The organism is Variovorax sp. Root318D1 (assembly GCF_001424835.1).
Classification (GTDB): domain Bacteria; phylum Pseudomonadota; class Gammaproteobacteria; order Burkholderiales; family Burkholderiaceae_C; genus Variovorax.
This window is the reverse complement of sequence record NZ_LMCQ01000001.1, coordinates 443,790-468,477: the sequence shown is the minus strand read 5'-3', so window position 1 is coordinate 468,477 and position 24,688 is coordinate 443,790. Positions and strand designations below refer to the sequence as shown.

Genomic DNA, 24,688 nt, shown 5'->3' with positions numbered 1-24,688 from the left:
GGGGTGTGTCTCCTGTTCGTCTTGCCGGTCAGGCCGCAGCGCGGTCGGGGGCTTCGATGCCGAAGTCCTCGGGGTAGTGATTGATGGCCGACAGCACGGGGTAGGGCGTCATGCCGCCCATGGCGCAGAGCGAACCGTGCAGCATGGTGTCGCACAGGTCGCGCAGGAGAATGACCTGCTGCGGCCGGTTCTGGTTGCTGGTGATCTTGTCGATCACTTCCACGCCGCGCGTGGAGCCGATGCGGCAGGGGGTGCACTTGCCGCAGGACTCGATCGCGCAGAACTCCATCGCATACCGGGCCAGCTGCGACATGTCGGCCGTGTCGTCGTGCACCACGATGCCGCCGTGCCCGACCACTGCGCCCACGGCCGCATAGGCCTCGTAGTCGAGCGGCAGATCCCATTGCGATTCGGGCACGTAGGCACCCAGCGGACCGCCCACCTGCACCGCCTTGATCGGCCGGCCGCTCGCGCTGCCGCCGCCGAAGTCGTAGAGCAGTTCGCGCAAGCTCAGGCCGAATGCCTTTTCGACCAGGCCGCCATGCCGGATGTTGCCGGCCAGCTGAAACGGCAGCGTGCCGCGCGAGCGGCCCATGCCGAAGTGTTTGTAGAAGTCCGCGCCACGCGCCAGGATGAGGGGCACCGAGGCCAGCGTGATCACGTTGTTGATCACGGTCGGCTGGCCGAACAGCCCCTGCAGCGCCGGCAGCGGCGGCTTGGCGCGCACGATGCCGCGGCGGCCTTCCAGGCTTTCGAGCAGCGCAGTCTCCTCGCCGCACACGTACGCGCCGGCCGCCTTGCGCACGATGAGGCGGAAGCGGCGGCCCGACCCCAGGATGTCGTCGCCGAGAAAGCCCGCCTGCTCCGCGTTGCGGATGGCCTCGTTCAGCGTGGCGATGGAATGCGGGTATTCCGAACGCACGTAGATGTAGCCTTCGGTCGCGCCGGTCGCAAGGCCGGCGATGACCATGCCTTCGACCAGCATCAGCGGATCGCCTTCCATCGTCATGCGGTCCGAGAAGGTGCCCGAGTCGCCTTCGTCCGCATTGCAGACGATGTATTTTTGCGGCGCCTCCGCGGCCAGCACGGTCTTCCACTTGATCCCGGCCGGGAAGGCGGCGCCGCCGCGGCCACGCAGTCCGGAATCGAGCACCTGCTGCACGATTTGCGTAGGCGCGAGCGTCAGCGCGCGGCGCAGTCCCGCAAAGCCTTCATGCGCCTCATAGTCGGCCACCGAAACCGGATCGGTCACGCCCATGCGGGCGAAGGTCAGGCGCTCCTGCTTCTTCAGGTAGGGAATCTCTTCGGTCAGGCCCAGGTTCAGCGCATGGGCGCCGCCGGCAAGAAAACCGGCATCGAACAGGCCGGCGACATCGGCCGGCGAGACCGGGCCGTAGGCCACGCGGCCCGCCGGCGTGGCCACTTCGACCAGCGTCTCCAGCCAGAACAGGCCGCGCGAGCCGTTGCGCACGATGCGCACATCCGCATGGCGCGCACGGGCTTCCGCCGCGATCCGTCGGGCGACCCGCTCGGCGTCGACGGCCAGTGCCGCGGAGTCGCGTGGAACATAGAGGGTGACGGTCATGAGGCGCTCCGTGCTTCTTCGACGATGGCGTCGAACAGCGCCGGCGTGATGCGCGCATGCACCTCGTCGTTCACCGCGATGGCCGGCGACGAGGCGCACAGGCCGAGGCAGAACACCGGCTCCAGCGAACACTGGCCGTCCGCCGAGGTGCCGTGCACGTCGCAGCCCAGCCGATCCGCCGCATGCGCGAGCAGCGCATCCGCCCCCATGGACTTGCAAGCTTCGGCCCGGCAGACCTGCACCAGCACGCGGCCGGCCGGCGCGGAACGGAAGTGGTGGTAGTAGCTGACCACGCCATGCACCTCGGCGCGCGACAGGTTGAACTGCTCGGCAATGAGGGGCACGGCCTCCGGCGGGATGTGCCCCAGCGCATCCTGGATGCCGTGCAGCGCGGGCAGCAGCCCGCCGGGAACATCCTTGTGCGCGGCGGCGATGGTGGTCGCGATGCCCAGGTTTTGCATATGCCTTCAACCTCCTAAATTCGGAGTTGCGATATTCGTGGTTGCGCGAGTGTATGGAGCGACTGAAGACGCCACAATATGAAGCGCACAACCCAATAAATATGCTTTCAAAAGCCGAAACTCATGCATGAAGTGCACATCAAGCCGCAATGGACCATTCGCCAGCCCGACGGCGCGGCGCTGGCGCCGCGGGTGATCGAACTGCTGGTGAAGGTGCTGGAGCACGGCAGCCTGTCGAGCGCGTGCACCGCAAGCGGCGTGTCCTACCGCCATGCCTGGGAGCTCATCCGCCAGGGCGAAACCATGTTCGGCCAGCCGCTGGTGGCCATGCAGCGCGGCAAGGGCTCCAGCCTCACCCCATTGGGCGAAAAGCTGGTGTGGGCCGACCGCCGCATCACGGCGCGCCTGTCGCCGCTGCTCGATTCGCTGGCTTCCGAACTCGGCGCCGAGATCGAGAAGCTGATTCCCACCGCGCCCACGCTGCTGCGCATCCACGCGAGCCACGGCTTCGCCATCGAGGCGCTGCACGGCTTCCTGGCCGCGGCGCAGGTGCCGGGCGATCTGCGCTACTGCGGCAGCGAGGAAGCCGTGGCATCGCTGCACCACGGCAGTTGCGACGTGGCGGGCTTTCACGTGCCGCTGGGGGCGTTCGAGGCCGAAGCCATCGCCCACTACGGCGCCTGGCTCAACCCCGACACGCAGAAAGTCATCGGCATGGCCACGCGGCACCAGGGCTTGATGGTGGCGCCGGGCAACCCGAAGAAGATCTACACGCTGGCCGATCTGGCGCGTCCCGGTATCCGCTTCATCAACCGGCAGGCGGGCTCGGGCACGCGCTACCTGTTCGACCTGCAATTGCGCGAGCAGGGCATCGCGCCCGAAACGATCAAGGGCTACGAGCAATGCGAGTTCACGCATGCGGCCGTGGCGGCCTTCGTGGCCAGCGGCATGGCCGATGCGGGCTATGGCGTGGAGACGCCGGCGCGCCAGTTCAAGCTGGACTTCATCTCCAACCAGGTGGAGCGCTACTTCCTGCTGTGCGACGAGCGCTCGCTCACCGCGCCCATCGTGCAGCGGATGCTGGCCATCCTGCGCAGCGATGCCTACCAGGAGGCGGTGAACCGGCTGCCGGGCTACCAGGCGGTGAACTGCGGCCGCGTGCTGTCGCTGTCGGAGGCCTTCGAATCGCTTCGGCCGGCGCCAGCGCCGACGCCGGCCCCGAAGCGCGGCGCGCGTTCAAGCGCCTGACGCGGACGGCTTCATGCCGAGCTTGCGCAGCATCCGATGAAAGTTGCTGCGGTCGATGCCGGCCTCGCGCGCGGCGTTGGCCACGTGTCCGTGGTGCCGCGCCAGCGCGTCCGCAAGCCACGCCCGCTGGAAGGCTTCCGTGGCTTCGCGCAGCGTGCCGCCCGCGGCGGCAAGGCCCGCTTGGTCGCCTGCTGGAACCGCCGTGGGCGCGGGGGAGGGCAGGGGCGGCGCAGACAGCGCCTCCGAAATGCCGACTGCCGCAGCGTCGAGCGCCAGGTGATGCGGCTCGATCGCCGTCCAGCGCGCGCCGCGGCGCTGCTCCGTGAAGGCCCGAAGCGATGCGCGGCTGATCACGTGCTCGAGTTCGCGCACGTTGCCGGGCCAGCTGTGCGCCAGCAGGGCGGCCTTCGAAGCCGGCGACAGCCGCAGGTTGCGCGCGCCCAGGCGATGCTGGTTCTCTTCGAGGAAGCCGCCGGCCAGCGCCACCACGTCGCGCCCGCGTTCGCGCAGCGGCGGCACCACCAGCGGATAGACCGAGAGCCGGTGGTAGAGGTCGGCGCGGAAGCGGCCCTGCGCAATGGCGGCGGGCAGGTCGCGGTTGGTGGCCGCGATCACGCGCACGTCGACCTTCAGGGTCCGGTCGCTGCCCGGCCGCTGCACCTCGCCGCTTTGCAGCACGCGCAGCAGCTTGGCCTGCACCGTCAGCGGCAGTTCGCCGACCTCGTCGAGAAAGAGCGTGCCGCCGTCGGCGATCTCGAACTTGCCGTCGCGGTCCTGCACCGCGCCGGTGAATGCGCCGCGCTTGTGGCCGAACAGCTCGCTGTCGGCCAGCGACTCGGGCAGCGCCGCGCAGTTCACCTGCACCAGCGGCTGCTCGCGGCGCCGTGAATGCGCATGCAGCCGCTGCGCCACCAGGTCCTTGCCCACGCCGGTCTCGCCGAGCAGCAGCACCGTGAGGTCGGACACCGCGACCGTGTCGATCTCGCTGCACAACTGCTTCATCGCGGCGCTGCTCCCGAGCAGCTCGCGCGTGGTGCCGCGGCCCGAGCGCAGGGCCTGTGCGACGGCGTGCTCGCGCAGGGCGCGCGCTTCCATTTCCTGGATCGTGTGGGCGGCCTCGATACCGGTCTCGACCAGCGCGACCATGGCGTCGAGCTGCGCCGGCGTCACGGTCTCGAACGCGCCGGGCTCGAGCGCGTCCAGTGTCAGCAAGCCCCAGACCACACCGCGCAGCCGAAGCGGCGCCCCCATGCAGTCGTGCACGGGCAGGATGCCCGGCTGTCCCGCGACGAGGCCGTCATAGGGATCGGGCAGGCCGCAGTCGTGGGCGAAGCGCAAGCCCCGGTCGCTTTCGAGCAGGCGTGCGAAGCGCGGGTGCGATGCGATCGGAAACTGACGCCCCAGCGTCTCGTCGCTCAGCCCATCCACCGCGATCGGCCTGAGCACTTGGCCGTCGAGCTGCAGCAGCGCGGCGGCGTCGCACCGGACGAGTTCGCGCGCCGCGGCAAGGAGCGGGCGATAGCGGCTGCCTTCGCTCGCCGTGGTCCGATTGACACTGTCTGTGGTCATAAACGCAACGTTGGTTCTGTTGCGAATTTGACCACGCATTGAGAATCCCCAGTGCCCACGGGCACTTGCGAGGGGCCGGCCGGCTGGCACGGAACGTGAGAGGGAACAGCAAGCTTCATTTTTTCAACCCGAGACAGACCCACCATGAACCCGCAGACCATCGCCATCGTCAAAGCCACCGTGCCCGCGCTTCAGGCACATGGAGAGGCCATCACCAGCCACTTCTACCGGATCATGTTCGAGAGCCATCCGGAGGTGAAGGCGTTCTTCAACGAGGCGCACCAGGCCGCCGGCAGCCAGGCGCGTGCGCTCGCGGGCGCGGTGCTGGCCTATGCCACGTACATCGACCGCCTCGATGAAATTGCCGGTGCGCTGCCGCGCATCATCCAGAAGCACGCCGCGCTGGGCGTGCTGCCCGAGCACTACCCGGTCGTCGGCGCCTGCCTGCTGCGCGCCATCAAGGACGTGCTCGGCGACGCCGCAACCGACGAGATCATCGCGGCATGGGGCGAGGCCTACCAATCGCTGGCGTCACTCTTGATTGCCGCGGAAGAAGAGGTCTACCGCGCCAACGCCGCGCAGACCGGCGGCTGGCGCGGCGAGCGCGAGTTTCGCGTGGCGAGGCGCGAGGACGAGAGCGAAGTCATCACCTCGTTCTACCTGGAGCCGACCGACGGCGGTCCACTGCTCACGTTCTCGCCGGGCCAGTACCTCACGCTGGTGCTGAACATCGACGGCGAACCCCTGCGGCGCAACTACTCGCTGTCCGATGCACCGGGCAAGGCCTGGTACCGCATCAGCGTCAAGAAGGAGGAGGGCGGCAAGGCATCGAACTGGCTGCATCAGGCCGCCACTGTCGGCACGCTGCTGAAGGTGCAGGCGCCCTGCGGCGAATTCGTGCTGCAGCCCACGGCCACCGGCGAAAGCGCGCGCCCGCTGGTGCTGGTGACCGGCGGTGTCGGCATCACGCCGGCCATGAGCATGCTCGAGTCGATGGCGCACACCGGCCGGCCGGTGCATTTCATTCACGCGGCGCGGCATGGCGGCGCCCACGCGTTCCGCGCGCGCGTCGACGCGCTGGCGGCCAAGCATGCCAACGTGAAGCCTGTCTATGTGTACGACACGCCGCGCGATGCCGACCGGCCGCACGCTACGGGCTTCGTGACCCGCGAGTTGCTCGCGCAGCAGCTGCCTGAAGACCGCGACGTGGACCTCTACTTCCTCGGGCCGAAACCTTTCATGAAGGCGGTGTACGCCAACGGCCTGGCGCTCGGCGTTCCGAAGCAGCAGCTGCGCTACGAGTTCTTCGGGCCGCTGGAGGCGCTGGAGGCCTGAGGACGCCGGCAGGCTGCGTCAGCCGGCGGCGGTCGACTCGCTGGTGGCGGTCGAAGGCTGCTGAGGCGGCGATCGGCGCCCGGCCGTCAGCAACAGTTCGTTCGGGCCTTCCCAGCCTGACGGGGTGTTGAAGGCGGCGAGGCGCTCCTCCATCTCGGCCCACGCGGCGGCCGCGGCGCTGTCACTCAAACGGCCAAGGATCTGCCGGACCGGGCTTGCCGATGCCCGGACGAAATCCAGATAGTGGCGCGCCGAGGGCAGCTTGAACGGCGCATCGATCGTCGTAGTGGCCACCTCGGTAAAGCCGGCCTCCTTGAACAGCCCGTCGATCAGCCCGGGGCGTCCCAGGCTCAGCAGGGTGCCGGGCTGGAACGGGTCGCGCGGTGCCAGTCCCGCATGCTTCATCGCCGTCGACATCAGGGTCGTGACGCACGGATTGCGCTCGGGCCTTCCGAACACCAGCGTGCAGGCGCCGCCGCCGGGTTTGAGCGCACGGTGCATCTCGCGCAGGCCATCCAGCGGATTCGGGAAAAGCATCAAACCGAGCCTGCACACCACGGCGTCGAAGCTGGCCGTCTCGACCGGGAGCTTTTCGCCGTCGGACACTTCGGTTTGCACGTTGGCATGGCCGGCGCGCCGGGCGTTGTCCTGTGCCAGCGCCAGGATCACGGGCGACAGATCGGTGGCGAGCACGAAGCCATCGGGGCCGACGCGCCGCGCCACGTCCAGGGTCTGGTCGCCGGCGCCGGCGGCAACGTCCAGAACGCGCGCACCCTTCGTGACGCCGGCCATCTCGAGCATGGCCTCCGTGGCGCGATCCAGCCACTGCCGTAACTGCGGGGCATGGCCGTTCCATCCCGGGGCCGCGCGGTCCCACTCGCTGCGGATGGCGGTCTTGAACGCTTGGGCGTCCACTTCGGGTGCGATCAACGGGTTGGTCATCATCGATCCTTTCATTCGCCGGGTCGGGCGGCATCGGCTGGCTGTCACTCCCTGTTTAAATCCAGCATAGGCGCCGAGATGCCCCAGCGTAAGCCGCAGGAATGCAGAATGGGGCCGCACAAACGCATAGCTCGCGCCATGTTCGACTGGAACGACCTCAAGTACTTCCTGGCGGTTGCCCACCACCACAGCACGCTGGCGGCCGGCCGTGCGCTGCAGGTGAACCAGTCCACCGTCCAGCGCCGGCTCGCCGAGCTGGAGCGCCGCCTCGGGCGACCACTCGTGCAGCGCCATCCCACCGGCTACCGGCTGACGGAGTTCGGCGAGGCGCTGCTGCCCTATGCACAGAGCGTGGCGCAAGCCGTCGCCGCGCTCGAACAGCAGCTCGAATCGGCCCAGCTCGAAGCGGTGGGTGTCATCCGCGTGACCTGCCCCGAGCCGCTGGTCTACCGCATCACCCAGACCACGCTGCTCGACCGTTTTCATGCGCGGTACCCCGGACTGCGCGTCGAGTTCGTGATGAGCGACAAGTATCTCGACTTGATGAAGGGCGAAGCCGACGTCGCCCTGCGCTCGGGCGATACCGTGGACAACGAACTGGTCGGACGCAAGATCGGGGACTCGCTGTGGGCGGTATATGCGAGCCGCAAATACATCGAACGCTGCGGCCAGCCCGATGGGATCGAGGCGCTCGGGCAGCACGATCTGGTCGGATTCGACGAGACGATGGCCAACCATCGTGCGGCCCAATGGCTGCGCGACGTGGCTCCCCACGGCAGAGTGGTCGCGCGCAACAACAGCGTGCTCGGCCTGCTCTATTCCGTGAAAGCCGGCGTGGGCATTGCGCCGCTGCCTACCGCCATTGCCGATGCGGAGCCCGAGCTCGTGCGGGTGCTCGGGCCCATTCCTGAATTGGCGCGGATCTGGCGGATTCTCACCCGCGCCGACCTGCGGCACACGCCGCGCGTGTCGGCGTTCTTCGACTTCATGATCGAAGAGATCGATACGCTGCGTCCGATCATCACGGGATAGATTTCGATCTGCTCCGAGTGAAGTGTCACCGTCGTTACCGAAAAATTTCCAGTGTTCTTATTACTGAAAATTCTTCGGTCGCTCTATGCCTTTCGTTCCATTGCAGGCACCGCACGCGAGGAGTAATCTGCGCTCGGTTGCGCTGACGAGTGCCCGCCCATGAGCAGCCTCTTTGCCGTGACCTGAGACCTTTGCAACGGTCGACAGCGGGGTTTCTACCGCGCGGTAGAAACGGGATGGCGTGGCGCGAACCTTGAAAGTCCGCTCGCCCAACGGCAGTGCTTCAAGGCGCCACGACGAGCAGCAACTCAGCGCCGCATCATCGATTCCGATGACGCGCCAGCCACGTCGAAAGCCTACCCTTGCGCAAGCATCCAAGCGGCCTCGAGAAAGTCCTTCCCATGTTCCACCGCACCGTTCGAAGCCTGTCCGCAGGGGCGCAGGGCGCATTCAAGTTCCGGCGCTCGAAGCGGATCCAGCTCATTGGCGCCTTCGCGAGCGGCGCGCTTCTCTCCGGCGCCCTCATGGCGTCGGCGATGCACGGTTCCACCGCGGCAGTTGCCGCGACCCGCAAGCCCCCGCGCGCCAATCCCATGGCCACGTCCGGGCTCGATCTGCTGCGCAAGGAAGCCGGGACGCGCGCTTCGGTGCGAACGGCCTGGCCGCCACGAACGGCATTCCAATTTCTCCGCCACCCAACCACCAAGGAGTCGATATGGACTTCACCAGAATATGCCAGGCGGCAGCGCTCACGGGTCTCACCCTCGCTGCCGCTGCGTGTCAGCAAAGCGGCCCGCAGCTTGAAGCTGCGGGCGCTGGGGCTCCGGCCGACGAAGCCAAGTCCGCACCGAGTGGCGTGCGCGCAGCGGCGCCGAAGATCGCGGACGACAACCTCTTGACGTACATCGGCGAAATGTTCGCGGAGCAGCAAAGAGTCCTCGCCGGCAAGCCGCCGGAAAAGGATTCGCCGAGCTTCTGAGGGCTGGGTCAACCGCCTGGCTTCATTCGGCGCAGATGCGCCAGCATTTCATCGCGGCTACGCCGGTGATGTGGCTGCGTCTGACGTTCTCCACCAGCCCAGGCGGCTCGCGACGGGCCGCCCTGGCGGTTGCAGCACGCAGAGCGCAGGGTCGCTCTCCCAGCCGAAGTTCCCTTCCATTGCTTGAGCACCGGCCATTGCCCGGCTTTCGAACCAGCAGAAGAAGATGCCGGACGAAGGGCGACAACGAAATCCTGTGCCGCAGTACGCACCCGGTTCGACGCGGACATGCAGCCAGCCGCATCTATGCTCATTGCGATCGGCATTGCCGTCATCCCTGGAGTTCTTCCCATGTCCCAGAACAGCTCAGACAGCGGCGCCAATCTGCGCTGCGCCCTCCGACGCGCCGCGCGCAGCGGCCTGGGCCCGGTTCTTCAAGGACAACGCGCGGGTGTGCGGCACTGCCGCGCAGGTCGCCGATCATCTGGTCTTGACTGAATCTGCACTTGAACATTCGAGCCGCGTCATGGGTCCGCCGTGGTACTGGCAGAAGCCGGTCACAGCGGAGGAGCCCACGTCAACGAGCTTGGCCGGGTGCTACTTGCGCGCCTCCAGCACCAAGTTGAACGGCGTCTCGGTCGCGCGCCGGAAGCTGGAGAAGCCCGCCTCAGCGAAGACATGTCTCAGCCGGCGTTCGCCAGCCTGCGCTCCTAGCCCCAGCTTGACCTCCTGCGAAAGCGAGTTGGGCGTGCAGATGCAAGTCGACGCCGCGTAGAACAGCCGGCCCACGGGATTGAGGTTCTCGTCGAGCTCGTCGTTGGCAAAGGGCTCGACCAGCAGCACGGAGCCTCCTGGCTTCAACGCCTCGTGTGCGCGCCGGGCTGCGCCAACCGGGTCGCCCATGTCGTGCAGGCAGTCGAAGAAGCACACCAAATCGAAATCGGTGCCCGGGTAATCGCATGCGGTCGCCCGGGTGAACTGGACCCGATCCCCGACAGCGGCGTCCGCCGCGCGCTGGCGAGCCTGCCCGATCGAGGGATCATGAAAGTCGAAGCCGTGGAAGGTCGATTTCGGATATGCCTTCGCCATGATCACTGTGGACGCACCGTGACCGCAGCCGACGTCGGCGACCTTTGCGCCCTGTTCCAGCCGAGACACCACGCCGTCGAGCGCCGGCAGCCATTCGCTGACCAGGTGGGCGCGATAGCCAGGCCGGAAGAAGCGCTCGGTGCCGGAGAAGAGGCACGGGTGGTGATCGGCCCATGACAGTGCACCGTCGCCACGCATTGCCGTGACCACCTTGTCCTTGTCGAAGTACATGCTGGCAAGCACGACCGCTCCGCCGGCCACATAGACCGGCGAGTCCTCCTGCGCCAGCGCCATGGCCTGCTCTTCGGGCAGCCTGAACCGGCCCTGGTCGTGTTCGACGTAGCCGCTCGCCGCCTGGCCGCTGAGCCACTCACGCACGAGCCGTGCGTTGCAGCCGGTGCGCTCGGCCAGTTGCTCTGGCGTAACCGGGTTTCCGTCGGCCATCGCCCGGTACAAGCCCAATTCCTCGCCGAGGATCACGTTGGCCATGATGGCTGCACCACCCATGTCGACGACGAGCTTGCCCATGAACTCGTTAAGTTTGGCTTCGTCCATCACATCGTCCTTCGCGGGCTTGGATGACACCATCGGCGCGGGTAGCCCGCGACTCGGCCGGTGAGCGCACCACCCGGTGCACGAAGAATTCTCCTACCGTTAAGTTAGATGGGTCAACGCGGCATGCAGCCCCCGTGGCCCGACCCCGTACGCATCCGACGCGACAAGCGCCGAGGCCTATGGGCAGACCGCTGGACCCTCACGTGCCCGCCTGTCGCGACGTGCTAAGGCAACACGCCAACTCCCGTCAGTTTGGTGACGCGAGCCTTCGGCGTCAGGCCTGGGGTGGGGGCGAAGAGAAACTCCAGCCGCCCGCTGCGCGTACCCTTGCTCTTTGGCGCGAACCTAACGTTTACCACGCAGGAACTCTCGCCCTTAAAGGGTCCGTTCGCAGAGCAGGTGCCGCCGGGTGCCATTGCATAGTCGCCAGTGATTCGAATGGATGCTACGGTTGCGGGCGGATCGCGTGCGGCGCGCTCATTGACGATGGTCACGACGAGCGGCTCGCTGGTCGCGCCGACCTGGGTCTGCGGGAATTCAAGCGCCGCTGGTGCGTCTCCATCCCGGACCTTCACCAGATAGAGCCGGATGGTCTCCAACTTGTCGTCGGTGAGATCGGGGTCGGCAAGCACCAATTCCATCGCGACACCCAGGCGTTTGGATCCCATCAGCTTGCGCATCTCGGCGCCGCTCTTCGTTGCAGCACCAGTGGCGACGATACGGCTCGCGCTATCGGAATGGGGAAGGGACGGCGGTGCACCGTGGCAGCCTTGGCAGATCTGCACGCGCTGACCGAAGAACATGGAAAACTCTTTTGGAGGTTTGCCGACCGCCGGTCCTGCCAGCCCAAACGAGAGCGCCGCGCATACCAAAACACGCGAGCATCGGTACTTCCAGAGGTGCAGCATGTGCTGTCCTTTTTGCAGGCGACTCACACCAATCTAGTACCTTTTTGGGGACAGGGCAAGACGGAAAAGCGGCACACTCGGCGCATGCTCGCGCCCGGAGGTAGCCGCCATGCAACTTCGTCGCTTCGTCTTGCTCAGCCTGTTGATGACCGCGTTCGTTGCCCCTTGGTCAGGGGCACTTGCGCAACAGGAAAAATCCGGAAAACCTGAAGCGCCAGGCAGTGAGGCGCTGCTTCGGGGGACTGTGGCCGAGTTCGAGAAAGTCTGGAACAGGCACGACGTGAGGGCCTGGCTCGCGATGATGACCGACGATATCTGGTTTACCGCAGCGGAGGATTTGTACGGCCAGATGAAGGGGAAGAAGGCGGTCAAGACCACCTTCGAGTACGACGTCAAGAACACGGACCTGCGTTGGGAAATCCAACGGCTCCGGATGATGCCTGACGGCACAGCCAGCGTGGTACTGCGTCATACCGCGCTGCTGCTGCCCAAGGTCGACGGAAAGTACAAGCGTGAAGATGTGAGCGAGCCAAGCTTGTCTCGATGGCGCTTGGTCAACGGAAAGTGGCGCCTGTTCTACTTCACGTCGCACAAGGGGCTGGCGCTGGCTGAGATGAAGAAAGACGGGCTGGAATAGTCATGCCACGCCCTCACTACGCAGCCAGCATGGACGTGGTGGCTATGTTGAAAATCTGGTTGAACGTAGCTTGATCAACGCATTGAATTGCCTTGGCGCTCGGTTCAGCCCTGATCGCATGTCGACAGCCGGATTCGGCCTCAACACCAGTCGCTCGTTTGATGGGCCTTTGTTCTCGCCTGTTCATTCCAAGTAGTCAATGAACTGCGGGATGACCTCGCGCAGGAAGCGAATTTCCTCTGTAGGAATGCTGCGCGACTCCAAGTCGAAATGGATGAAGGTGCCATAGGGCGTGCCGCATCCTCGCGTCAGCAGCCGGCCGTAGTACGACTCGACCATGCCGACATAAGGTCGGTTCGTCAGGCGCTGATCTCCGGAGGCATGGCTGGTGACGAACTCGCCATGCTCGAGCGCGTACTGGCAGAAGCTCTTACCCAGAGGCACGACCTTCAGCCAGGTGCGGTATTCAGAGTCGCGGTCGAAGGCATGCGCCGCGCGCATCACGTCGCCGTTCAATTTGTAGATCGCCGTGAACCGATAAGACGTCCTATCGTTGAGCAAGGCCAGCGCCGGAACGATCCCGCGGCTGGCAAGAAGGCTGCGAACGGTCGCGGCGGGCGCTGGCAAGTCGACGTCGAGCATGAGTACCTTGGTTGGGTGCGGGCGCGAATCTTACGTAATTCTTACCGTGCTCCGGAACAGGGTTTGACCCCTATCTTGTCAACGCAAACCCTTAAAGTGCCCCTCGAGCCTCACGGTTCTGCACCTCCGACTGGCCGGACGTATCCGTCTCCTGCAGATAGCAGCTGCACACGGTCAGGTGAAAATCACCCGACCCCAAGTCCACCTTCCCGCTTGACCCGACTCTCCAGCTCTCGTGACATCCACTGAACTCAAGGGCTTCATCCTCACGCGCCACTGGCGCGATGCGCCCGCCGGAACGGAGATCGAGTACTGGTTGGCCACCGCCGCGGGGCCGAGGAAAGTGGTCCTGACCTCGCGGACCAGCGTCGCGTTCGTCGCCTCTCGGCACCGGACGGCAGTCGATGCCGAACTTGCGGCCATGCCGGGCATGCAGCTGCGCGCGCTCGAGCTCAAGACCTTCCAACGGGAAGCTGTCCTCGGCGTCTATGCGAAGCACTTCCGCCAGCTTGGTCGGCTGGCACGCGCCCTCGAGGCGCAGGGCATTCCCTTGTTCGAAGCCGACGTGCGGCCGCACGACCGATACCTGATGGAACGCTTCATCACCGCGGGCGTGCGGGTGGAAGGAGGGCGTTCAGAGCGCGCCACCATCGTCGACTGCAAACTCAAGCCCGCGCCCGAATTCCGGCCCGCGTTGAAGGTCGTGTCGCTGGACATCGAGACGAGCCAGAACGAAGCGCTCTATTCCATCGCGCTGGATGGCATGCCGGAGCGTGTCGTCTTCATGCTGGGCGAGGCGTTACCGATGCGGACATCGGAGGCATCATCCGGACCGGATGAGCCCATGGCCTTCTCGCTGATCTACTGCTCGTCGCGCCAAGTCATGCTCGAGAAGCTCAACGACTGGTTCGAGCGGAACGACCCCGACGTCGTCATCGGCTGGAATGTCATCCAGTTCGACCTGCGCGTGCTGCAGAAGACGGCCGACAACTGCGACGTGCAGCTCCTTCTGGGGCGGGAGCGCCGACCCATCGAGTGGCGAACCCATCCGGGCAAGCAGGGCTATCTGTTCGCGCCCACACCGGGGCGGGTCGTCATCGACGGCATCGACGCACTCAAGGCCGCCGTGTGGAGCTTCCCGTCCTTCAGCCTCGAGACCGTCTCGCAGGCGCTGCTCGGCGAAGGCAAGGCCATTGGCGACGCCTACGACAAGATGGCAGAGATCGAGCGGCGCTACCAGGAAGACAAGCCCGCACTCGCGCGCTACAACATCAAGGACTGCGAGCTGGTCCTGCGCATCTTCGACAAGGCGAAGCTGCTGCAGTTCGCGATGGAGCGGGCCCAGGCCACCGGCCTGCAGGCCGATCACTTCGGCGGCTCCATCGCCGCGTTCAGCCACCATTACCTGCCGCGGATGCACCGGCTGGGCTACGTGGCGCCAAACGTGGGCGAGATTCCGAGCAAGGCTTATCCCGGCGGCTACGTCATGGACTCGAAGCCGGGGTTCTACGACTCGGTCGTGGTGCTGGACTACAAGAGCCTCTATCCCTCGATCATCCGGACCTTCCTGGTCGATCCGGTAGGCCTCGTCGAAGGCTTGGACGCCGGCGACCCGGCTATGCGCGTCCAGGGGCCGCAGGGGACCGTCTTTTCGCGCGACAGGCATTGCCTGCCCGAGATCGTGACCACGCTCTGGCGCGCCCGTGACGAAGCGAAGCAGGCGAAGAACGAGCCGCTGTCCCAGGCGCTGAAGCTGCTCATGAACTCCTTCGCTGGCGTGCTGGGTGCGGCCGAGTGCCGGTTCTTCAATCCCGCGCTGGTGTCCGCCGTGACCCTGCGCGGCCACGAGATGATGAAGCGCACGCGCGAGTTCGTGGAGAAGCGGGGCTACGAGGCCATCTATGGCGATACCGATTCCATCTTCGTCTGGCTCAAGCGCCCCCACACCAACGAGGCGGCGCATGCCGTCGCGGCCAGCCTGGCGGCCGACATCAACGACTGGTGGGCCCGCGGGCTGCGGGCGGAGCAAGGCCTGGAGAGCTTTCTCGAGATCGAGGTCGACACCCACTACAAGAAGTTCTTCATGCCCACCATTCGCGGCTCGGAGGTCGGCAGCAAGAAGCGCTACGCGGGGCTAAGTGCCGATGCCACGGGCAAGGAGGCGATGGTGTACCGCGGACTGGAGATGGCGCGCAGCGACTGGACGCCGCTGGCGCGGCAGTTCCAGGAGGGCCTGCTTTCACGCATCTTTCAGGGCGAGCCTTACAAGCCGTTCGTGACCGACTATGCGAAGTCGACGCTGGCTGGCGACAAGGATGCACTGCTCATCTACCGCAAGCGCCTGCGCCATCGGCTCGACGCTTACCTGGTCAACGTGCCGCCGCAGGTCCGGGCCGCCCGCATGGCCGACGAACACAATGGCCGGCTCGGCCGGCCCATGCAATACCAGAAGGGCGGCTGGATCGAATACGTCATGACGCGGAACGGGCCGGAGCCGCTGGAAATCCGCCGTTCGCGCATCGACTACGAGCACTACCTCACCCGGCAGCTCCAGCCGATCGCCGATGCCATTCTTCAGCCCCTCGGGGAAAGTTTCATGGCCTTGACGACTCCGCGACGCGGGCTCTTCTAGCCGGGCGGATGGGAGTTCTCAAGCGTTCTTCGCGCTCGGTCACTGAGCCTTGGTGGGCCTTGCGGGCTTCGCGCATGCAAAGGTGAAGGTGACAGCGATCGAGGTGACAGCGGTCGGCATCGAGGCGTTTCCCTGAGCAATTGCTTTTCTCCCCTTGCCTCTACCGGCGCCGACCGCTGTCGAGAGGCAGTGTGCGCGAGGCGAGTGAAGCCGGCGTGAAGTCTGTGCGGTAGTCGCGTGAAACGATACCTGGGGTCCTGCTATGAGCCACCTTGATCGAGCCATGGTTGGACGCCCGGTGGTTCAACGCGCCCCGACAGACTTGCGATGACGGCTTTGCAGGGCCAATACCGCACGGTTGATGCTCAACAATCCAAGGAACATTGCGATCGCGCCCGTCACGGTCACGCCCAGCATCGAGGGGGTGGCATCCCCATAGCAATCGTGTTCCAGCAGAAACGGCATCAGGTGTTCGTATCTCAGAACGGCCAACATCGCGCCCATCCAGAGGCCGACTGCCAGCACCACCGAAACGACCGCATACAGGACGGCGTAGCCAAGGCGAGTTGGCCAGCGTCCGGCAAAGGGAAGGCACCAACAAGACACCCCCAGCCACCCGAAGGATCCCAGGATCAACAAAGGCGCGGCGAGGGGGTACACGAAGTCTTGGGTGGCCGCACACGGGTCCGGGGATTGTGTGACGCTTCCAAGCAGGAACAGAAGACACGCGAATAGCGCTGCGGCGCACAGGGGCTTGGCAAACATGGGCAATAGGGTAGCCGCGGAAAGATTGCAGGGCTGCAGGCCGGAGGTCCACAGAGTCATGCGCGCCTGGATGGCCGAGTCGATGCCATACAGCCGCATGTTGCCGCGCAGATTCATCCTCACGTTGAGCGGGCCGATTCCGCGCCAGACCGACCAGGTTCAGGATAGACGCGGTCGGTTTCCAGGTATCGATTCGAATTCGTCTTTCGTGACGGGATTGCAGACGCGCGGCTCACGCTCATCGTGCGCTCATTGTTGAACCCTTAGAGTCCTCTGAAGGCTGGGAACGAGCCGTGCGCGCGCATCGTTCGTACCTGTGCGCCGATTCCTCCGAGCCGAGCGCCGGGCGGTCTTTTTTCAATCATCGTTGTTGCCCAGAAAGAACTTCATGCAGATCAAGCAAATCATTCTCTCCAGCGCTGTCGCATTCGCCAGCCTCGCAGTGCTGGCGCCGAGCATGGCCGCGGCCGCGCCGTACCGCGGCCACGAGGCACAGCGTGCGCACAAGGTATGCAAATGGGACGCGCACCGCCATCATCGCGTCTGCCATTGGGTGCGCTGAGTTCACGGGCGCCGAGACGCGTGCCCTGTGTGCGCGGCGCGCTTAATCCCACGCTTGCCAGCGCTTTCCTGCCGTCGCCGCGGACAGTGGGGAACTTCTGCAACTCGCCACGCGACTGCGCGACGATCTTGGCGAACTCCAAGTCTAGGAGACGAGGATCTCCGCGGCGCGTCGGACCAGTCGCGAAGAGAGGAGGGCACCCACAATTTCTGTGGCCACGACCTTCGCGATCCGTGAGCCGAGGTAGCCGGACGGCACCGCGAATGCCATGGCCGGCGGCAGCCCCTCATGCAACCTGCTGTTGGATCGCCAAGATCGACCCAGGACCGCGCGTCGACGCTCGCGGATCAAACAAGTCGCTTTAGGCGCTGGTCCTGGATGCTCGGGCGCCCGAGTTCGCCCGACACCAGGTCGACGGGTCCCATCCGGGCGTGGTCGACCGGTGGCGCGCGTGGGCCAGGCCGCGCAGCGGATGAGCTTGAGCGTAGGCAGGTGTCGCGGCTGATCGAGCGCTACGCGGCCGAAGGGTCTTGAGGCGATCGGCTTCGCGCAGCGACATGCGTCATCCGTCGCTGCAGATGTCGCCACGGCCATGCCTTCGAACTCGAGGCGGCCAACTTTGCGACATTTCTATTCGGGCCAAACGCGACATTACTAATCAGCCGCTACACGCATAAATAACACAATGTATGTTATGTTAAATGATATGGGACGCTCGGCGCAGAACCCCTCACAAGAGTCGGCCGACAGAAAGTTGCACATCGAAAACGGCCTTCCTCGACACGAACTATCTTCCGCCGACAACATTCGGCTAACGGAATTCAAGGTGGTGATAGAAGCGCTCGACAATGCACGCGTGCGCTGCGGCCTCAAGTACCTTCCGACCGAGCACAGGATCCACGTGCTCACGCTGTTCTAGTGCGCAAAGGACCCACTGAAATCGCCACCAAAATCGGCTGAGTGGTCGCCGTCGAGCCGGTTGCGAGTTAAGTACAGCTGATCTCGGCCATCATGATGCAGAAATGCGGCTAGGCCGCTGTTGCATGTGGGACGACAGCCGGGATGAGTTCGAGCATCTTGTCGTAGTGCTCAGCTCGACTTCATGCTCGACACAGGCGCCTACGGCCAGGTCAAGGGCGGAAAGATTCGCGCGATCGCGGTGGCTTCAGACAAGCGCCCTCCCATGCTGCCGGCGGTTCCGACCTTTGATGAACTCGGCATCAAGGGGATGACCATGGACGACGCCTGGTATGGGGTTGCCGCGCCCGCCGGCACGCCCGCGGCCGTGGTGGACAAGGTGAACGGCGCCGTCCAGTCGGCCTTCAAGTCGGGCGAGCTCGGCGAGCGCCTGACCGACATCGGTGGGGAGCTGCGCCCCGGCGATGCGGCCAGCTTCGCGGCCTTCTGGACGTCGGAACTCGACCGCTACGCGCGCCTGGTGAAGCTGACGGGGGCCACGCTGGACTGAGATGGCGCGCGGCTCGGATGAACGCGGCGCAGTCCGAGGCTTGATGTCTGTTTGAGACTACAGGTCGCAAGCGTCGACAATCCTACGGTCCGGCGGACTTCACTCCGTGCCGCGCGCTCCAATGATGATTTCTTCCCGTCGAATCTTGTTCCGCAATGCGGCCTGCCTTGCTGTCAGCGTCATAGGCGCCACATCGTGGCTTGCCCATGCGGGAGCGAAAAACGACCCGAAGAATCGGTCCGGCGTATCGGGCCCCGCTGCGCTCGACAGGCTCAATGCAGCCGAGGAAACACCGGTGCTCGCGCAAGGCTCGCGCGGGGCCGCGGTCATGCGAGCGCAGATCCTGCTCGATCGCGCCTGGTTCTCGCCCGGCGAAATCGACGGCGGTTTCGGCGCCAACATGCGCCGCGTGGTGAAGGCCTACCAGCAGGCAAATGGTCTTGAGCAGAGCGGCAAGGTCGATGCTGCGACGTGGACCTCGCTGAAGGCCGACACTGCGCCATTGTTCGCCATCTATGCAATCACCGAGAAGGACGCGGCGGGTCCCTTTGCAGCGACGCCGCAGGCGATGGCCGAGCGAGCCAAGATGAAAACGTCCGGCTATGAGAACCTGAAGGAAGCCCTTTCGGAGAAGCACCACATGTCTCCCAAGGCCTTGCTCGCCCTGAATGCCGGTGCCAAATTCGAGGCGCGTGAGGAAATCGTGGTTGTCAATATCACGAGCACGGCAGATGCCAGTGTCGTCAAGGCCGCTGCGTCGATCGAGATCGACAAGAGCGATCGCATGCTGTTCGTGCTCGACGGGTCGGGCAAGCCGCTCGCCGGCTTTCCTATCAGCATCGGCGGGCCTCTGGACCCGCTGCCCTTGGGCAAGATGAAAATCATCAACGAAGTGAAGGATCCCACCTTCACGTACGATCCGGTGATCCTGAAGAAGGCGCCGGCCGGCGCGGCGAAGGTCGATATCCCTGCTGGTCCGAACAACCCGATCGGCAACGTCTGGATGGGGCTGTCGAAGCCGCACTGGGGCATCCACGGCACCCCGGCGCCTGAACGCGTGGGTACTACGACAACCAATGGCTGCGTCCACCTGACCAACTGGGATGCGGCGCGCCTGTCGCAGCTGGCAAAGGCGGGCTTCGCAGTCGACGTGAAAGCCTGAAAAGGCTGCCGATGCACGTGTCTCGAAGGCAAATGGCGATGACTGTGGCTTGCCTCGCCGTGCCAGGCTGGGCGATTGCAGAGGCTTGTGACGACAGTGCCTGGCCAGCGACACTCGCCGCCCGCGCGCTGCAGTTTCCAGTCGACGGCATCCGGCCCGAAACTGTCCAGGACACGTTCTTGGACGGACGCCTCGGCCGCCGCCATGAGGCGCTCGACATCATGGCCCCGCGCGGGACGCCCGTGCGCGCCGTGGAAGACGGCAAGCTGGTCAAACTGTTCGAAAGCAAGCCAGGCGGACTCACCGTCTATCAATTCGACCCGGCAGGCCAACTTGTCTATTACTACGCGCACCTGGACCGCTATGCGGAAGGCCTGCATGAAGGCATGCAGCTTCGGCGTGGCGATCTGATCGGATATGTCGGCACGACCGGCAACGCCGCGCCCGACGCGCCACACTTGCATTTCGCGGTATTTGTGCTCGGTCCGGAAAGGCAATGGTGGAAGGGCGAAGCGCTGAACCCGTATTGCGCATGGCGCGCCGCCCGATGACCAGGCATCGCGTGGACGCGATCGCCTGACCGCCAATGGCCGGAGACTCAAGGCGCCTATGGAAGAGACACCCGTGTTAGCAATACTGACAAAGACGATCCGACTGGTTATCGATAGTGGATGCCTCTGGTCGGTTGCACCCTATGACACGGGACGACGCGAGGTCATGTCGATCTCACGAAAGACCGAGCCGGAAAAGCGTCCCCGATCTGCCTCGCCCGCTTGACCTCGTCGGTATGGAGGTAGACCGAGGTCGTCGCGACAGAGGCATGCCGCAGGTTGTCCCGCACGGTCGTCAGCTCGACGCCGCGCGCGAGCGCATGGGTGGCATGGGTATGCCGCATCCAGTGTGGCGTGGCGCGCTTGAGCTTGTCCGCAGTGGACGGACTCACGCTTTCCAAGGTATGCGCGGCATGGAGGAAGAAGCGGCGCATGACCGACCACAGGCGCGACGCGCTGATCCCGGTCCCGTCTTCTGCCAGGCCGGGGACCAGCGCGGTCTTCGGATTCCAGCGCGACCGCGTCACGGGCAGGCCGCGTTGCGCCAGATACTGGTCGAGCGCGCCCCGCGCCAGCAGCGGCAAGGCGACCTTGCCGTGCTTGCTGCCCTTGCCGACCACGTTCAGCCAGTCGTCGCCCTGCGCATCGTGCTCGATGCCACCCAGCCGGGCGTCGACCATCTCGCTGGGTCGCAGGCCCGTCGCGTACCAGAAATCCAGCACGAAGCGCAGGCGCTGGGCGCCCTCCTCGCTCCATCCACCGATCCACTCGATGCCGTCGGCGGTGGAGCGAATCAGCGCCCATTCGTGCTCCGTGAAAACCCGGGATCCGTCGAAGGCACTGCCACGGCCCGTTCCCTTGACCTTCACGCCAGCAAACGGATTGGCCAGCACATAACGCTGCTCGATCAACCAGCGATACAGCGCGCCGATCACGGACAGTGCGTACGCCACGGAGCGCGGCGCCAGTGGTCCCTGGAAGGGGCGCCATTCCGCGGACGTGCGCGGCCGCGCGGGTCCGACCCAGCGCTCCCGCGGCGATGGGCGCCGCAGGAAGGCGCGGTACGCCACGGCATCCTCGGTCGTCAGCGACGACAGCGCCTTGCCGCGCTCGAGGATCGCCCACAGCATGAGCCGCTCGGCTTCCTTGCGGTAGGCGCGCTGGGTCGCCGCGGCGTCCTGCAGACCCAGCCAGGCCTGGACGGCCTCGTAGTCATTGCTCGCCGACAGGGTGCAGGTGGCCTGCGGCGCCCGGAAGGTGCCCCGTGTGCCATCGACCTCCTGCGGCACAACCAGATGCTCCCACGGCGCGGTCTCGGTCCTCGGCACGACCACCAGCGCCCTCGCCCGTTCGGTCAACGCCGGTTGGGCGGCAAAGAACGCCTCGATCTGACGCGCACTGCGTGCCCCCAGGCCGGGCACGGCGGCCCACCATCGGCGTCGGCGCGGCACCCGCACCGTCAGATCGGCCAGCGTCCGGATGCCGGCGGTTTGCAGGGCCCGCGCGGCGCGCGTCGGCAGCCACCGATCGACGGTGTCCGTCACCATCGGCGCTGGCAAGGGCAACTGCCGCAGCTTCTCGATGGCATCCCCGACCGCGCGGGCGCGTTGCTCGCGCTCGGCCGCCGGGTGCGCGATCAGCGACGCCAGGTCGTCGCGGTGCCGCAGCCGCGCGTAGCTCGCCAGCTGGCGCCGGATATCGCCCAGCATGGCGCGAGAGGACTGTCCCGACGCTTTGTTGTCCCCGAGATATTGCGCGACCGCAGCGCGCGCCGACAGGCCCGCGTACCAGGCGCGCAGCGCCGCCAGCTGCGAAGCGCTGGGGAAATCGCCATTTCCGGCCCCTGCCCTGCTGACGGTGCGTACTTTCATGCCCGTCAGTTTAGTCGGACGAACCTACTATTGTGATAAGAAGACTTATCTCAATAGAAGCATCATGTGGCCGTGCTACACCGCCGGCAGCACAGTCGCGCCGAGTTTTTCGAACTGCACCGTCTTCTCGGGATTACGCATACGGAAGAACTGCATTTCCACCGCGTCCCGCCCCACTCGAATAGCAAGTTCTGGAGGGCCAAAGCAAGCGCAACACACGCTGCGCTTGCTCCTGACACCTGACATCCAGCGGATGTTGCTATCCCTTGCCATGCGACGACGGACCGCTGGCACCTGCGAGCCGCGCGATCTGGAAAACATTCTCTGGCGAAACCTGAACATAGTCATTCAGCCCCCCGGAACGCATGATCGGATACGCCTCCGCCGTCTGATAAACGCCGTCTTTCAGAAGTGCCGTGTCTATGTACACGCCCACCACTTCGCCCAGTACCAGCCAGCCACCTACTTTTTCGCCTGCGGTGTTTCGGAATTGCACGATATCGATCACCTTGCATTCCATGGCTGCGCGGCTTTCGCCCACACGCGGGACGTTGACCATGCGGCCCGCCACCGCTGTGAGGCCGGCGAATGGGAATTCGTCCTCTCCATGCGGAAGTGGTGCCGAGGTCTGGTTCATCTGATCGCCCAGTTCGCGCGTGACCAGATTCCAAGTGAACTCGCCCGTTTCCGATGCGTTTTGAACGCTATCTTTCCAGGCGATCGAAGAAAATCCGATGATCGGTGGATCGTAGTTGAACGCGTTGAAGAAACTGTAGGGTGCGAGATTGATGCGCCCTTGGGCGTCGCGTGACGAGATCCAGCCGATAGGCCGCGGCGCCACCAGCGCATTGAGCGGGTTGTGGCTCAGCCCGTGACCCTTGGCGGGCTCGTAGTAGTGGAAGTCTCGAACGGTCATCTAAGGGCCTTTTCTGTGGCGGCGTTATTGCGCCACCAGATGAAGAGTCTTGGCGATGTTGATGAATTTTTCGTTCTCTGCACGCAAGAAGGTAGCCGCCTGCGGGGGTGTCATTGAATCCAGTTTGCGCAGACCCTGCGCGGTTGCGAGCGCCAGGAATTCCGGACTGTCATTCCATTCTCGAAAGGCAGTGCTCAGGCGCGCAGTGACGGAATCGGGTGTGCGTGCGGGCGCGAACAGGCCGGTCCAGATGCCGAACTCGAAGTTCTTGAACCGAGCGTCCTCGCTCAGCGTCGCCAAGTTCGGCAGGAGCGGATGCCGCTTAGGGCTCGCGATGGCGATGGCCTTAATGCGCCCGGTCTGAATCATTCCCAGAATTGGTCCCGCAAGCGGGACAAAGGCGAGGTCCACCTCTCCACCGCCGACCGCCGTGGCAATTGGAGCGATGCCTTTGTACGGCACCTCCAGCAACTTGGCGCGGACACGCCCCTGGAATTCAGCGGCCGCGAGATGAGCGAGCGTACCTTGACCCCAATGGGCAACGGAAAGCTCCTTCGCGCCAGGCTTTTGCAATTGTTCGACGAGTGCGTTGAGGCTGTTGAAAGTTCGGTCGGGATGGCTGACGAGGACCATGTCCGCAATCCCGAACGAACCAATGAGCTTGAAGCTGTCGAACGTGTACTTGGCCGAAGCGACCGTGAGCGGAGCCACCACGAAGTCCGGACCGGCGGTTGCGAGCAAGGTGTATCCGTCGGGCGACGCGTTCAGCACGTTCATCGCCGCGATGGAGCCGTTCGCGCCAGGCATGTTGTCAACCAGAAGAGACTGTCCAAGGGCGCGCTGCAACACGGGTACGGATGGCCGCACTGAGGCGTCAACGCCAAACCCGGCAGGATAGGCGACCTTGATCAGGATGGGCTTGTTCGGATAGGACTGCGCGTTGGCGGCGGCTACGGCACCACAAAGCGCGACCGCAACAAGGGCGGTATCAAAGAGTCTGCGAATCAGTGTTTTCATGTTTGTCTCCGTGCGCCAGTCGAAAAGGCCGGCAAAGTGTTGTGATCAGTCATGTCATGGATGCTGGACAGTCAATCCTGAGGCGGGGATCCTGGTCGCGAGCAATCACCGCAACGGCTACTCCGGCCCGTGTCGCCGGACGCTACGGCACGGGCCAAGAACGGCAAGGTGCTCTGAAGAATCAATCGTTGGGGCTTGGTCAGCTGCGTCAGCTTCGAGCCTGGGTGCACATTTGTGAGGATCAGTCTTCAAACCATCAAGTAGTCTCCAATTTCGCGATGCAGCGTGGGTATCGTCCGTATAGCCGAACGATCGTTTATTAAACGAAGGCTATGTCATCGTCTGCCTTGCGTCAACATGGATTTCCTGCATGAAATCGGTGAAGCACTGAGCGCAGGAACCCACGTCGTGGCAAGTCCAAGCAAGTGGTGGCGCCGCGCTGCAATCAGCAACGGCTATGTTCCGGGAGGGCGGCAGTGCACGTGCGCGGTTCGAGGCACTGCTGCGCGGGCTGCTGCCGATGGGGTCACGTCGACCGCCGGGTTGCCTGCTCGCAAGAAGTTGTGCCGAGCTGGTGGATCTGCCGCCGGAAGGACGGAAAGCAGCGATCTCGGGGATGAGTCAGCCGCGCAAGCTGCTCGAAGGTCCGCTTGGGGAAGCAATTGCAGTTGGGTAACTGCCCCGTGGAACAGATGTCGCCGCGCTGGCTTGGTATTTTCTCGGGATGATGCAAGCGATCTTGGATTTACCGCAGGCGGGTGC

At 65.0% G+C, this 24,688-nt stretch carries 21 protein-coding genes; 10 read left to right on the top strand and 11 right to left on the bottom strand.

Going from position 1 to position 24,688, the window contains the following annotated elements; genetic code table 11:
- Positions 1-28: 28 nt before the first annotated feature.
- Together ASC78_RS02145 and ASC78_RS02140 are read right to left on the bottom strand one after the other, a co-directional pair.
- The gene (locus tag ASC78_RS02145; protein ID WP_055795672.1) at positions 29-1,585 is read right to left on the bottom strand and encodes a formate dehydrogenase beta subunit; all 1,557 of its coding nucleotides are present in this window, start codon (positions 1,583-1,585) and stop codon (positions 29-31) included.
- Positions 1,582-2,046, bottom strand: coding sequence for a formate dehydrogenase subunit gamma (locus ASC78_RS02140; RefSeq protein WP_055795670.1), 465 nt, complete (start codon positions 2,044-2,046; stop codon positions 1,582-1,584). Before ASC78_RS02140 ends, ASC78_RS02145 begins: the two co-directional genes overlap by 4 nt.
- A gap of 123 nt (positions 2,047-2,169) precedes the next feature.
- Between ASC78_RS02140 and ASC78_RS02135 the strand changes: the two genes are divergently transcribed.
- Positions 2,170-3,294, top strand: coding sequence for a substrate-binding domain-containing protein (locus ASC78_RS02135; RefSeq protein ID WP_055795668.1), 1,125 nt, complete (start codon positions 2,170-2,172; stop codon positions 3,292-3,294).
- On the opposite strand, the gene norR is transcribed toward ASC78_RS02135, so the two are convergent.
- Positions 3,283-4,863, bottom strand: a complete 1,581-nt coding sequence (gene norR, locus ASC78_RS02130; protein WP_055795667.1) for a nitric oxide reductase transcriptional regulator NorR — start codon at positions 4,861-4,863, stop codon at positions 3,283-3,285. The genes ASC78_RS02135 and norR overlap by 12 nt on opposite strands.
- 144 nt (positions 4,864-5,007) lie before the next feature.
- On the opposite strand from norR, the gene hmpA reads away from it, so the two are divergent.
- A complete protein-coding gene (gene hmpA, locus ASC78_RS02125) occupies positions 5,008-6,198 on the top strand; it encodes an NO-inducible flavohemoprotein (RefSeq protein WP_055795666.1) in 1,191 nt (396 codons plus the stop codon).
- Between the two features lie 18 nt (positions 6,199-6,216).
- Here the strand turns inward: hmpA and ASC78_RS02120 are convergent, their stop codons facing one another.
- Positions 6,217-7,143 carry a class I SAM-dependent methyltransferase gene (locus ASC78_RS02120; protein WP_235504957.1) on the bottom strand — a complete coding sequence of 309 codons (927 nt, stop codon included), beginning with the start codon at positions 7,141-7,143 and terminating at the stop codon, positions 6,217-6,219.
- A gap of 135 nt (positions 7,144-7,278) precedes the next feature.
- Between ASC78_RS02120 and ASC78_RS02115 the strand changes: the two genes are divergently transcribed.
- Positions 7,279-8,172 carry a LysR family transcriptional regulator gene (locus ASC78_RS02115; RefSeq protein WP_055795664.1) on the top strand — a complete coding sequence of 298 codons (894 nt, stop codon included), beginning with the start codon at positions 7,279-7,281 and terminating at the stop codon, positions 8,170-8,172.
- Between the two features lie 715 nt (positions 8,173-8,887).
- Positions 8,888-9,151: a hypothetical protein gene (locus ASC78_RS02110; protein WP_055795663.1), complete on the top strand. Its 264-nt coding sequence runs from the start codon at positions 8,888-8,890 to the stop codon at positions 9,149-9,151.
- A gap of 597 nt (positions 9,152-9,748) precedes the next feature.
- Here the strand turns inward: ASC78_RS02110 and ASC78_RS02105 are convergent.
- Together ASC78_RS02105 and ASC78_RS02100 are read right to left on the bottom strand one after the other, a co-directional pair.
- On the bottom strand, positions 9,749-10,795 hold the full coding sequence (locus ASC78_RS02105) for a class I SAM-dependent methyltransferase (protein WP_055795661.1): 1,047 nt from the start codon (positions 10,793-10,795) through the stop codon (positions 9,749-9,751).
- Between the two features lie 224 nt (positions 10,796-11,019).
- Positions 11,020-11,703 carry a hypothetical protein gene (locus ASC78_RS02100; protein ID WP_157634352.1) on the bottom strand — a complete coding sequence of 228 codons (684 nt, stop codon included), beginning with the start codon at positions 11,701-11,703 and terminating at the stop codon, positions 11,020-11,022.
- A gap of 109 nt (positions 11,704-11,812) precedes the next feature.
- Here ASC78_RS02100 and ASC78_RS02095 point away from each other — a divergent pair, with 109 nt between their 5' ends.
- Positions 11,813-12,340, top strand: coding sequence for a nuclear transport factor 2 family protein (locus tag ASC78_RS02095; protein WP_055795658.1), 528 nt, complete (start codon positions 11,813-11,815; stop codon positions 12,338-12,340).
- A gap of 183 nt (positions 12,341-12,523) precedes the next feature.
- Here the strand turns inward: ASC78_RS02095 and ASC78_RS02090 are convergent, their stop codons facing one another.
- The gene (locus ASC78_RS02090) at positions 12,524-12,982 is read right to left on the bottom strand and encodes a hypothetical protein (protein ID WP_055795656.1); all 459 of its coding nucleotides are present in this window, start codon (positions 12,980-12,982) and stop codon (positions 12,524-12,526) included.
- A gap of 235 nt (positions 12,983-13,217) precedes the next feature.
- Here ASC78_RS02090 and ASC78_RS02085 point away from each other — a divergent pair, with 235 nt between their 5' ends.
- Complete coding sequence (locus tag ASC78_RS02085) at positions 13,218-15,614, top strand: DNA polymerase II (protein WP_055795654.1); 2,397 nt, start codon at positions 13,218-13,220, stop codon at positions 15,612-15,614.
- Positions 15,615-15,917: 303 nt separating this feature from the next.
- Here ASC78_RS02085 and ASC78_RS02080 read toward each other — a convergent pair whose 3' ends face one another.
- Entirely contained in the window at positions 15,918-16,496 is a 579-nt protein-coding gene (locus ASC78_RS02080) for a hypothetical protein (RefSeq protein ID WP_055795652.1), read from the bottom strand.
- Positions 16,497-16,767: 271 nt separating this feature from the next.
- Here ASC78_RS02080 and ASC78_RS27680 point away from each other — a divergent pair, with 271 nt between their 5' ends.
- The 4 genes from ASC78_RS27680 to ASC78_RS02060 all read left to right on the top strand — a co-directional run bounded on the left by ASC78_RS27680 (position 16,768) and on the right by ASC78_RS02060 (position 20,122).
- Entirely contained in the window at positions 16,768-16,941 is a 174-nt protein-coding gene (locus tag ASC78_RS27680) for an HHHH-motif protein (RefSeq protein WP_200934241.1), read from the top strand.
- A 1,102-nt stretch (positions 16,942-18,043) separates the two neighbouring features.
- The gene (locus ASC78_RS02070) at positions 18,044-18,409 is read left to right on the top strand and encodes a Bug family tripartite tricarboxylate transporter substrate binding protein (RefSeq protein ID WP_055795648.1); all 366 of its coding nucleotides are present in this window, start codon (positions 18,044-18,046) and stop codon (positions 18,407-18,409) included.
- A gap of 121 nt (positions 18,410-18,530) precedes the next feature.
- On the top strand, positions 18,531-19,571 hold the full coding sequence (locus ASC78_RS02065; protein ID WP_082517388.1) for a L,D-transpeptidase family protein: 1,041 nt from the start codon (positions 18,531-18,533) through the stop codon (positions 19,569-19,571).
- Positions 19,572-19,603: 32 nt separating this feature from the next.
- Positions 19,604-20,122 (top strand): M23 family metallopeptidase, encoded by a 519-nt coding sequence (locus ASC78_RS02060; protein WP_055795645.1) that lies wholly within the window; start codon positions 19,604-19,606, stop codon positions 20,120-20,122.
- A gap of 164 nt (positions 20,123-20,286) precedes the next feature.
- On the opposite strand, the gene ASC78_RS02055 is transcribed toward ASC78_RS02060, so the two are convergent.
- The 3 genes from ASC78_RS02055 to ASC78_RS02045 form a co-directional block, all read right to left on the bottom strand.
- Positions 20,287-21,993, bottom strand: a complete 1,707-nt coding sequence (locus tag ASC78_RS02055; RefSeq protein WP_055795642.1) for a phage integrase family protein — start codon at positions 21,991-21,993, stop codon at positions 20,287-20,289.
- A 259-nt stretch (positions 21,994-22,252) separates the two neighbouring features.
- Complete coding sequence (locus tag ASC78_RS02050) at positions 22,253-22,909, bottom strand: flavin reductase family protein (protein ID WP_055795641.1); 657 nt, start codon at positions 22,907-22,909, stop codon at positions 22,253-22,255.
- Between the two features lie 24 nt (positions 22,910-22,933).
- Positions 22,934-23,926, bottom strand: a complete 993-nt coding sequence (locus tag ASC78_RS02045) for a tripartite tricarboxylate transporter substrate binding protein (RefSeq protein WP_055795639.1) — start codon at positions 23,924-23,926, stop codon at positions 22,934-22,936.
- Positions 23,927-24,688 lie beyond the last annotated feature (762 nt).

Coding starts and splice junctions, on each gene's coding strand:
- ASC78_RS02145 (WP_055795672.1), bottom strand. CDS start 1,585: ATGACCGTCACCCTCTATGTTCCACGCGACTCCGCGGCACTGGCCGTC.
- ASC78_RS02140 (WP_055795670.1), bottom strand. CDS start 2,046: ATGCAAAACCTGGGCATCGCGACCACCATCGCCGCCGCGCACAAGGAT.
- ASC78_RS02135 (WP_055795668.1), top strand. CDS start 2,170: ATGCATGAAGTGCACATCAAGCCGCAATGGACCATTCGCCAGCCCGAC.
- norR (WP_055795667.1), bottom strand. CDS start 4,863: ATGACCACAGACAGTGTCAATCGGACCACGGCGAGCGAAGGCAGCCGC.
- hmpA (WP_055795666.1), top strand. CDS start 5,008: ATGAACCCGCAGACCATCGCCATCGTCAAAGCCACCGTGCCCGCGCTT.
- ASC78_RS02120 (WP_235504957.1), bottom strand. CDS start 7,143: ATGATGACCAACCCGTTGATCGCACCCGAAGTGGACGCCCAAGCGTTC.
- ASC78_RS02115 (WP_055795664.1), top strand. CDS start 7,279: ATGTTCGACTGGAACGACCTCAAGTACTTCCTGGCGGTTGCCCACCAC.
- ASC78_RS02110 (WP_055795663.1), top strand. CDS start 8,888: ATGGACTTCACCAGAATATGCCAGGCGGCAGCGCTCACGGGTCTCACC.
- ASC78_RS02105 (WP_055795661.1), bottom strand. CDS start 10,795: ATGGACGAAGCCAAACTTAACGAGTTCATGGGCAAGCTCGTCGTCGAC.
- ASC78_RS02100 (WP_157634352.1), bottom strand. CDS start 11,703: ATGCTGCACCTCTGGAAGTACCGATGCTCGCGTGTTTTGGTATGCGCG.
- ASC78_RS02095 (WP_055795658.1), top strand. CDS start 11,813: ATGCAACTTCGTCGCTTCGTCTTGCTCAGCCTGTTGATGACCGCGTTC.
- ASC78_RS02090 (WP_055795656.1), bottom strand. CDS start 12,982: ATGCTCGACGTCGACTTGCCAGCGCCCGCCGCGACCGTTCGCAGCCTT.
- ASC78_RS02080 (WP_055795652.1), bottom strand. CDS start 16,496: ATGAATCTGCGCGGCAACATGCGGCTGTATGGCATCGACTCGGCCATC.
- ASC78_RS27680 (WP_200934241.1), top strand. CDS start 16,768: ATGCAGATCAAGCAAATCATTCTCTCCAGCGCTGTCGCATTCGCCAGC.
- ASC78_RS02070 (WP_055795648.1), top strand. CDS start 18,044: ATGCTCGACACAGGCGCCTACGGCCAGGTCAAGGGCGGAAAGATTCGC.
- ASC78_RS02065 (WP_082517388.1), top strand. CDS start 18,531: ATGATGATTTCTTCCCGTCGAATCTTGTTCCGCAATGCGGCCTGCCTT.
- ASC78_RS02060 (WP_055795645.1), top strand. CDS start 19,604: ATGGCGATGACTGTGGCTTGCCTCGCCGTGCCAGGCTGGGCGATTGCA.
- ASC78_RS02055 (WP_055795642.1), bottom strand. CDS start 21,993: ATGAAAGTACGCACCGTCAGCAGGGCAGGGGCCGGAAATGGCGATTTC.
- ASC78_RS02050 (WP_055795641.1), bottom strand. CDS start 22,909: ATGACCGTTCGAGACTTCCACTACTACGAGCCCGCCAAGGGTCACGGG.
- ASC78_RS02045 (WP_055795639.1), bottom strand. CDS start 23,926: ATGAAAACACTGATTCGCAGACTCTTTGATACCGCCCTTGTTGCGGTC.